This is a genomic window from Pseudoalteromonas sp. S558 (genome assembly GCF_005886635.1).
In the GTDB taxonomy this organism is placed as follows: Bacteria; Pseudomonadota; Gammaproteobacteria; order Enterobacterales; family Alteromonadaceae; genus Pseudoalteromonas; species Pseudoalteromonas aliena.
In genome coordinates this window covers 1-8,489 of sequence record NZ_PNDU01000266.1, presented here as the reverse complement: position 1 = coordinate 8,489, position 8,489 = coordinate 1, and the positions used below count along the sequence as shown (strand labels likewise).

The following is an 8,489-nucleotide window of genomic DNA, read 5'->3' as shown; positions in this document are numbered from 1 at the left end:
AAGAACCCAAAGGGCAGCGCATGTTTGGCATTTATGCTGCGTTATCGCCTATTTATGTGGAATAACCACACGACATAGGCTCTGCCTTGCTTAAATATCAAATAGTCTGCTGCAAAATTAATCACGAAAGTTCAACAGCCCCTAGTGCTCGCTGTTTAAATAATCAATAACATCTTCTTGTAGATCAATATACTCATCATCATTCATATGCAAAATATCGAGAGCTTTCACCTCTATTGTATTCCATTCAGCTAAATGGGTCCCCCGCTTAACCAAGTTTACTAAATTCTCTGACATCTTAAGAATTGCAAAGCTAATTTGCATATCACTGTCTGTAACATCGTCTAAAAGACTCAAGTCATGATGATTAAGTATTAATTTACACATCTCTTTTGGTAAGTGCCAACTGTTTGCGAAATAATACCCAACAATCGCATGGTTTGTATTGTATAAACGCTCTTCAATCTCTGTGATACTTTCTTTACTAGATTGGTTAGATAAATGAAGTGCTTTTAAGTAGCTGTCGTATTTAACTGCCATTGGCGGCACACCACAATCATGAAAAAGCCCTAAGGTATACAAAGATTCAATGGCTATTTGCTTCTTAAATCGCTGACCAATCATCATATTCACGTTAGCTATTTCTGTTGAAGAGTCCCAAAATCGGTCTAAACTGATACAACTATTTTTTGCAGCGAACATATCCTTTAATTTAAGCCCTTGTACTAGCGCGTTAACACCATCCCAACCAAGAAACATAACGGCTTGCTTAATATCTGACACCGTGCGAGATAGACCATAGGCAGGGGAATTTATGATTTTTAGTATCGCTGATGAAATCGCCAAGTCTTTAACAACAACATCTGCTGCATTAGCAATAGAGGCATCCTCTAGTGCCGCTAAATTTTGTAAATCACTGAGTATTTGCGGTTTTGGTGGGATAATAAAATTTCTGTTTATATCTGTTAATATTTGTTCATTAATTTTTATCATGTATATCAAATCCCATAGCCGATTATTAAATAATACCAAAGAACAAATAGAGTATTAATGTTAGAAGGTGATTGAGCCTATGGCAAATCGACTTTAAATATCTGCAATCAAATTGCAGAGTATGGTGAGTACTAAGTGACGTGGTAAAACATATACCACTGCACATACAGGGAATTAAGCAGACAGCCATTTTTATTAAACAAACTTGAAAAGAATTAGCATGACACCCATTCTAATTCTTTTGGGGTTAAGATAAGGTGAACGTACAATGGCAACTGTATTGCCTTGTTCATAATAGTGAAAAACTGCAAGCACTATGCACTGATTAAGGGTAGGACTTTATCACTTAGAATAAACGACTAAAACATCAGTGAACCCTCCCAAAATGCCACTCAAAACAACACTAAACTCTTTTTACCTTCTGCTAAAAAATACGGTACCCGATTGAAGCAAAATAAAAATTCAGCTATGGTTTATTTTTCAAAAAAGACAAATAAAAAGCGAGTTATGCTACAGGCTTGTTATATTTTTATGTTGGAGTATCTAAATGGCTCAAGGCAAGAATAAGAAATTACTAATCAAAAAGACTCGTAAAGGTAATAAAGGTTACCCTATAGCAACGATAGCTTTTTATGGTCCAAACCGTGATCTTGCATCAAAAGCAGTATGCGCAATTATAATGCATGAAGGTGCAGCCGCAGAACCAATGAAAAAGTGGTTTTCTTCAACAGACTTGAGAAAATCAGAACTGGTTATGAATGAAATACTGAATTTCATTGATGTAAACGGAGCTAAATCCGTTAGCATGATCCAAGAAGTAATAGGTTGCCCCCATGAAGAAGGAATTGATTATGCTGTAGGTTGCTATTGTCCTGAGTGTAATTATTGGAAAGGTCGAGACCGATTTAGCGCAGAGGTGGTGCATTAACTAAAGTTATGATGACACTCATTCTAACTATTTCAAACAATGCTGATAGTAGTTTATCATTTGATTTTTTATCAGGTGAAAGTAATAAAAAAAGCTCGATGGTTCTGCAAAAAAATTAGCAGAAAAAGCAAAAAAACCTTTACCACAAACACAAATCGTTTGAACAATGAAGTATTAGGCAAACTCCCGCAATTTATGTTTGTACTTTTACCTCTATTTGCCTTGTTATTGAAGGTGGTTTTCATCTTTTCAAAGCGCCTTTATATGGAACATTTAACAGTGGCACTGCATAGCCATAGCTTTATTTTTATTAGCTTTTTATCAATCGATATTTTGGATGTAACACATGACCATGTTATAGCGCTGGGAAGTGGGGTGCTACTGCTGCGGCCAGTATTTTAGGATTCATTGGCTTTGCTTTACTGATATGGGTACCTATTTACTTGTTTGTTATGCAAAAACGTATTTACAAACAAGGTTATATATCAGCGTTTTTTACTTATGGCTTTGTCGGTATTATTTACTTTATATTAATGGCATTAACGACGTTTGTAGCAGTCGTTTGGGGTCTAACAGAAATTTAGCCTTTTTATCAATAGGTCACAAAAATACATCCGATAGCGCTGTGCAAATAACGTGACCTTAAATTTATATATTTAAATAACTACCTTTAGCTAAACATTTTACCTAAAGGTTTTAGCTAATCGACCGATATATTGTTTAATAGGGCTTAGCGATTAAGGATAATCATGGTTAATAATATACTTGGCAGTCATGCTAACTTAAGTACCTTGCTTGCCCAATCCGTCAATAATGCAAATCAAACAACACCACCTACTAGCTTACAAGCCACTGCCAATTTAGAAGCAAATGCCCAAAAAATCACCGATGAACTGCTTGGGCAGTTTAGCGATGAAAAAGTAGGGCAAGTTCTTAATCAGCAACTAACCTCGTTATTGACTATTTCAAGCACACCTAGCATTTTAAATTATAAACTCTCCGATGAAGAACTCGCCTTACGCACAGTCATAAGCTCTCAGCAAGAAGGCTTATTGAATAACGAAAATAGCACTAAGTTAATTGAACGCTTAAATACATCGGTAAAAAATATTCAAGGTGCGTATGCCAGTACAAGCGCTATTTTGTCGAATTTAGGACAACTTGGGCATAAGCAACAGACGTTTTTAGCTTCGAGTCAACAACGTGTTGAGCGCTCGCTTAATCCTTTTATGGAAGACTTGAACCGCAAAAATTACGAAAATAGTGACAATTACCTATTTGAATTATCGGTAAAAACAAAAGAAGGTGATGTTATCAATATCACTTTTAACTCTGCGCAAGGTTACGATGAAAACACCGGTGAAGCGACCGATGACTTTAGCTTAAGTTACGAAGTGAATGGGGATTTATCCAAGGCTGAACATCAGGCATTAACTCAGGTACTTTCGGGTGTAGGTGAAATGGCGGATGAGTTTTTTAAGACTAAACAAAGCTCGCACAGTAGTTACGTGCCTTTAAATCAAACTGATATAAGCCTCGATTTTTTAACCGGTTTTAATCATCAACAGTTATCTGGTTTTGATGTGTCTTTTTCAACAACTGACGGGGAAACTATTCTACCCTCAGAAAACAATCTTAATTTGAGCTATAACATTGACGCAGCATCCAATCAGCAAGCGCTTGTATACAAATTAGAAAGTGGGCAAAACGAAGTCGATTTTACGTTAGATATGTCTACCTTTGGAGGGCAAGACATAAACCAAATGCAGCAATATATCACCACTTTAGATAAAAGTTTAGAAGACAGCCGGCGCAATAGCTTTGATGAGACCAACGACTCGGCATTTGGTCACAAGGGCGATGAAAAAATGAAGCAAGGTTTTGCTTTATTTAAAGATGCGTTTACTAGCATGTCTTCTGCGGCTGAGCGTTATAGTCGTATTGAGTCGGTTGCGTCGCAGCAATTTACTAATGGTCGCGAGTTAGTTTCGGATTTGGTCGATAACATGATAACAAACGATCCGCGTTATCAAGGACTTGGCAGTAGCGAAAAAAATACATTGGGTGAAGGTATTTCTAAGTTAGCCGATTTTGATGTAGCGTTTTCTTTTGCTATGGATCGTGGAGATTATCAGCCAAAAAGTAATATTGAGTTAAGCCAAGCAACAGAGCAAGAAAAATCAGGAAAATTTAGCGGTGTAACTCAAAGTAAAAATGCCAGTACGCGTTTTGATTATCAAGATAGTCACCCAAATACTTACGATAAAAAAGAAAGCTATAACATTGGCACTGCGGTTAAAAATAATGAATTAGTAGGGCTTGATCAGTCTTACAAAGCGGATGTGGATAAAAAAACGTATCAATTCAATCCCGAGAAATCTCAATATGAGATAAAAATGGCGCTAAAAGAGCAAACTATTAGCGAAAGTAGCATTCGCTTTATCAACGATATATGGCTTGAAAAAAACCAAGATAGCTACAGCATGGATAAAAAAGAGCGCATTAATAGCAATAGTACACAAGACGAATTTAAAAGAACGAGCAGCCATTCTCATAGCAAGCTAGTAACACTAATTGGTGATTTAGATAAGCTGGCAGAAGATAAAAATGTAAGGCGTGAATATTTAACTAATTTATCACAAGTGAACTTCTTCATGGATAAAGAAAATTAACTACCGCTCTATTCACTCACTGCGCAATATTGGGTATAGTCGTCACATTACTCCTTTTAAAAAAGTAACCTTATGTTTAAACAATTAATTTTGTTATTCGCTTTGGGAATGCCACTGATAGCCTGCGCTGATACGGCTCCGTTTTCTGGCGGTATTACAGCGGATGCACTGCTGAGTGAGCACAATAAATTTAGCGAACAATACAAGGCGTTTACGCCAACGGCGCAAGATATTGCGCTCATGCAAAAATTAGCAGGTAAAGAGCTTATTGTATTGTTTGGCACGTGGTGCCACGACAGTCAGCGCGAAGTACCAAAACTAATTAAGTTACTTGAAGAGTCTAAAGTAAAACTTGCAAGCATTGAATACGTGGCTGTTGGCTACAACAAGCAAGACGATGCAGGCATTGCACAGGCAAACGACTTACAATACACCGCTACTTTTATTGTTAAGAAAAATGGTAAAGAGCTAGTACGTGTAATTGAAAAACCAACAGCTACATTGGCGCAAGATTTAACGCAGGGCTTATAAATTCTACTTGGTTATATTTGTCTTACGGTTTTGACTAATGGGTTTATTTTAACTGACGGGGTGTTATGAGCGATAACCGGTCATTGATATTGAGTAATATAATAGTCAATTGAGTGGTCAAACTACTCTTGCGCATATATTCATGAAAATGAGCGAAGCGCGTATATTGTTCTATTTAACTTTACTTAAAAGTTTTAGAAAACTTTGTGATAGTAATGCCTTAGGTAATTTGTTAAAACTATATAAAATAGATAAATAAACGCTAAGTCAGCAGAAATATGCGCGATTAGCCCAATATTAAACTACAAGGGAAAATTTAATTGGGAAGGTTTCGAGAAAAGGCTAGAAGGTTCTATGAGAAAAATCAGGTTCTTTGTAGCAAACTAAACCGAAGTCAAAAGTTCTACTATTTTGGCTTCGTTGTTGGCTTAATTTCTGCCTTTTGGTACGTCACCCCTTTTTCCGATATATTCTTTTCGGTTTTTGTAGCGGCTGGCTTACTTCTTACTTGTGGCGTCGCATCTGATATTTTAATTGTTTATAAAAAAGTCTGGGAGACAAATATAGGAAAGGGGCTTATTTTAGTTATTTATGCTGTGGCAACAAATTTTGCGTATGCTCTTTCATCCCAGATAGTAAACGAAATAGTTACATTCGAATCGTCGAAGCTTATATATTCAATAAACCTCGTTGCAGTAATGCTTGTCCCGCTTTTTATATTAGCGTTCACCTATCTTGTATTTGTAGTAATATTAATTTTTGGACAATTCTATATGCTAATAATTGCGCATGCAGAGCAGTTCAAGACTGATGTATGTCTAAAGCATATAATCCCTGAAAAAATTGAGGACTATGCATTCAGAACGTTTTTGGTTCGTTTTTTTGTTTTCCCTTCAATACTTGGGTTTTATTGGGGGATAAGTGGTCATGCCATGCCTGCTTATAAAAATTTCGTAGAAAATACGACGAAAGCATTTATCTATAATCTAGAAGCGAAAAAGTTCTCTAGGTGTAAGATATCAAAAGGGCAAAAGGTAATAGAGATAAATGACAAAGAAATAGTCGTAGTTGAAAAGTTAAGTGGGGATTATTCGTTTTCCCCCCAAACTTGTTCGCCAACACTTAAGCCTAACAAAAAGCTCACCAAGGGCGCAGAAAAGAATTCTGCGCCTGTTAGCTAAGCGCTAGGCATTTCAAGGAGTATGCATGAAGTTTGAGTTTGGGGACCTGTATAAATTTATTGTCTCTTTAGGTGTGGTTCTAATTACACTATCAGTTACAACCCCTTGGCTTTTTTTAAGAGAGCCCTTTGATCTTTTTAAGACCCATGCAGAAATTCAAGCATTAACTCCAGTTGCTCAAGATATAATTCAAAAACGGCAGTCTTTAATATCTTTTATATTTACGTTTATACCTTGGTTTTCATCCATTGCAGCAATCGTTGGAATGATTTTTATTTATATGGGCTTAAAAAAATGGCAGGTAAACCAATCTCATCTAGATAAGCAAACTATGATTGAATCTAAACTTAAGGAAAATGCTCTACGTGAGTCAACCCAAGATGAGATAGAAGAGAAACAAAGTAAGGAAATAGAAGGCTTAGTTCAGTTTAATACTTCCCCTAACCAACAGGCTTCTTTTCGTAGGGCTTACTCTCAAATTGAGACTTGTGTTTTTAATAGACTGAATAAAATTTACAGCAACAAGTATAAAGTTAGTCATAATATGATGATTGCGGGGTTTGAATTAGATATATTTTTAGAAGGTAAATCATTACTAGCTAAAGATTATATTATAGAAGTTAAGTATATCCGCAAAGGGTTCAACTTTGGTTGGTTAAATGAGGCATTCTTACGAAACCTACATGCACAAAATGCATATTCTAAGATTACTAATAAAGCTGCTAATACACTGTTATTGATTGTGATTTCAGATGAAGCTTTTAACGAAGATAAATATAGCAAGCTTCTCACTCGCTTGCAGGAAAACGAACTATATCGAAAAGGAAAGGATATAGTTAAAATCCTAGCTGAAAACGAATTGAAAAATATTACCGACATTGAGCTTCAAGAAAAGCTGAGCATAAATGGCTAATAAAGCGAATGGAGTCAAACCTTGACTTCAGACATTATAACTCCTGATCGTCCGCATATGGCACATAGCAGTCAACTAAACTTGGCTGTATTTTCATGAAATTGGCTTTTTAAAAAATAAACAAGACACCCAATCTAAATTTTGACTTCCAATTAGAATCTAGGCACAGTTTTATTTGTTTAATTAGAATGGCTGTCAAGTTTAGGGCTAAGTTTAGGGCTATTCAATATTCTGAATCTATTTGTAGGCTGGTGTGATTATTAGTATTTGATACAGATGGTTACGATTCACTCTAGCTCTACATTTAATTTTGTGTCATCAGTTGGTTCTTGCCAACTTTCATACTATTCACAGGTAGTTGCACACTAACGCGTTTCTGTCCATTAACGATTTGAATTAGTGACTGTCAGATTTGATCAAGCTCCAAAAATCAAATATGACAGTTTAAGTTAAGACTTTTTCAATTAGACCTTCAGTCAAAGAGCGTAGTTAACGCCTTTTAAAGTAAGAACTAAACTTCTGATACTTCCTCAAAGGAAATACCTGTATAGCCTTTCCCATGGATTGCGCAGAACAGGTTATTTAGTACATCGTCATCACTTTCTTGATTGTCGCAACAAAATATTTCAGTGTGATTGTCTTGTGGGATCTTGAAAGTAGTAGCATTTGTTAGCTTGCCTTTGAAAAAAACAAATTCGACTAAATTAAGTTTTATGGCCCCTGTATTTATAAGGTATGTGCTGTTTTCATCATCTAGTGCATCTATTGACGTGGTGACATTTAGAGCGTACCAAGTTTGTCCATCTACGCTAAATGGAAGGAGCTCACCTATACCCTCAAGTATATCAGCAAGTTCCTCCGCAACATCTTCTTTAAAAGCAAATGTTGCCATTCCTATATAAGCAATATCGGGTATAGGCTCATTGCTGTCTTTTTCAAAATGAGCATTAAAATTCATTAGCTTTCCAGCCAAAGTATCCCCATGGAAATCCCATAAGTCAGACTGATATACCGTAGACTCTGGATACATTAAGCGATACTTCGTATCTGGACGTAATTTATATACTTTCATATTCTAATACTCCAGAGCAGAAAATGGGGTCGCGTCTTGCCTTTTGCCACTTTCTTTTGAATGTCTGTTGATGGCACACATACGACTTGCAAATCGCGTATCGGTGTTTGTCAAACTAGTTGTCGCGATCACTACGTTATGCACTCTCCACGTTGACGATTTCACGTTCGGGGTTTAGGTGCACTTTCTCTGTTTAAAC

General features: G+C 36.3%; 8 protein-coding genes. 6 read left to right on the top strand and 2 right to left on the bottom strand.

Annotation, left to right across the window (positions count from 1 at the left end):
• Positions 1-141 precede the first annotated feature (141 nt).
• Positions 142-993, bottom strand: coding sequence for an HDOD domain-containing protein (locus CWB66_RS16470; RefSeq protein WP_138586208.1), 852 nt, complete (start codon positions 991-993; stop codon positions 142-144).
• Between the two features lie 547 nt (positions 994-1,540).
• Between CWB66_RS16470 and CWB66_RS16465 the strand changes: the two genes are divergently transcribed.
• From CWB66_RS16465 to CWB66_RS16445, 6 genes are all read left to right on the top strand, one after another.
• On the top strand, positions 1,541-1,921 hold the full coding sequence (locus CWB66_RS16465) for a hypothetical protein (RefSeq protein WP_138586207.1): 381 nt from the start codon (positions 1,541-1,543) through the stop codon (positions 1,919-1,921).
• 264 nt (positions 1,922-2,185) lie between these two features.
• On the top strand, positions 2,186-2,323 hold the full coding sequence (locus CWB66_RS22305) for a hypothetical protein (RefSeq protein ID WP_171037524.1): 138 nt from the start codon (positions 2,186-2,188) through the stop codon (positions 2,321-2,323).
• Positions 2,324-2,670: 347 nt separating this feature from the next.
• Complete coding sequence (locus tag CWB66_RS16460) at positions 2,671-4,593, top strand: hypothetical protein (protein ID WP_138586206.1); 1,923 nt, start codon at positions 2,671-2,673, stop codon at positions 4,591-4,593.
• Positions 4,594-4,665: 72 nt separating this feature from the next.
• Positions 4,666-5,124 carry a TlpA family protein disulfide reductase gene (locus CWB66_RS16455; protein WP_138586205.1) on the top strand — a complete coding sequence of 153 codons (459 nt, stop codon included), beginning with the start codon at positions 4,666-4,668 and terminating at the stop codon, positions 5,122-5,124.
• 320 nt (positions 5,125-5,444) lie between these two features.
• Complete coding sequence (locus tag CWB66_RS16450) at positions 5,445-6,305, top strand: MFS transporter (RefSeq protein ID WP_138586204.1); 861 nt, start codon at positions 5,445-5,447, stop codon at positions 6,303-6,305.
• Positions 6,306-6,330: 25 nt separating this feature from the next.
• Entirely contained in the window at positions 6,331-7,218 is an 888-nt protein-coding gene (locus CWB66_RS16445) for a hypothetical protein (protein ID WP_101163918.1), read from the top strand.
• A gap of 511 nt (positions 7,219-7,729) precedes the next feature.
• Here the strand turns inward: CWB66_RS16445 and CWB66_RS16440 are convergent.
• Positions 7,730-8,290: a hypothetical protein gene (locus tag CWB66_RS16440; protein WP_138586203.1), complete on the bottom strand. Its 561-nt coding sequence runs from the start codon at positions 8,288-8,290 to the stop codon at positions 7,730-7,732.
• Positions 8,291-8,489 lie beyond the last annotated feature (199 nt).

What these genes read in the sequence shown, in the direction of transcription:
- CWB66_RS16470 (WP_138586208.1), bottom strand. Translation starts at nt 993, where the DNA reads ATGATAAAAATTAATGAACAAATATTAACAGATATAAACAGAAATTTT.
- CWB66_RS16465 (WP_138586207.1), top strand. Translation starts at nt 1,541, where the DNA reads ATGGCTCAAGGCAAGAATAAGAAATTACTAATCAAAAAGACTCGTAAA.
- CWB66_RS22305 (WP_171037524.1), top strand. Translation starts at nt 2,186, where the DNA reads ATGGAACATTTAACAGTGGCACTGCATAGCCATAGCTTTATTTTTATT.
- CWB66_RS16460 (WP_138586206.1), top strand. Translation starts at nt 2,671, where the DNA reads ATGGTTAATAATATACTTGGCAGTCATGCTAACTTAAGTACCTTGCTT.
- CWB66_RS16455 (WP_138586205.1), top strand. Translation starts at nt 4,666, where the DNA reads ATGTTTAAACAATTAATTTTGTTATTCGCTTTGGGAATGCCACTGATA.
- CWB66_RS16445 (WP_101163918.1), top strand. Translation starts at nt 6,331, where the DNA reads ATGAAGTTTGAGTTTGGGGACCTGTATAAATTTATTGTCTCTTTAGGT.
- CWB66_RS16440 (WP_138586203.1), bottom strand. Translation starts at nt 8,290, where the DNA reads ATGAAAGTATATAAATTACGTCCAGATACGAAGTATCGCTTAATGTAT.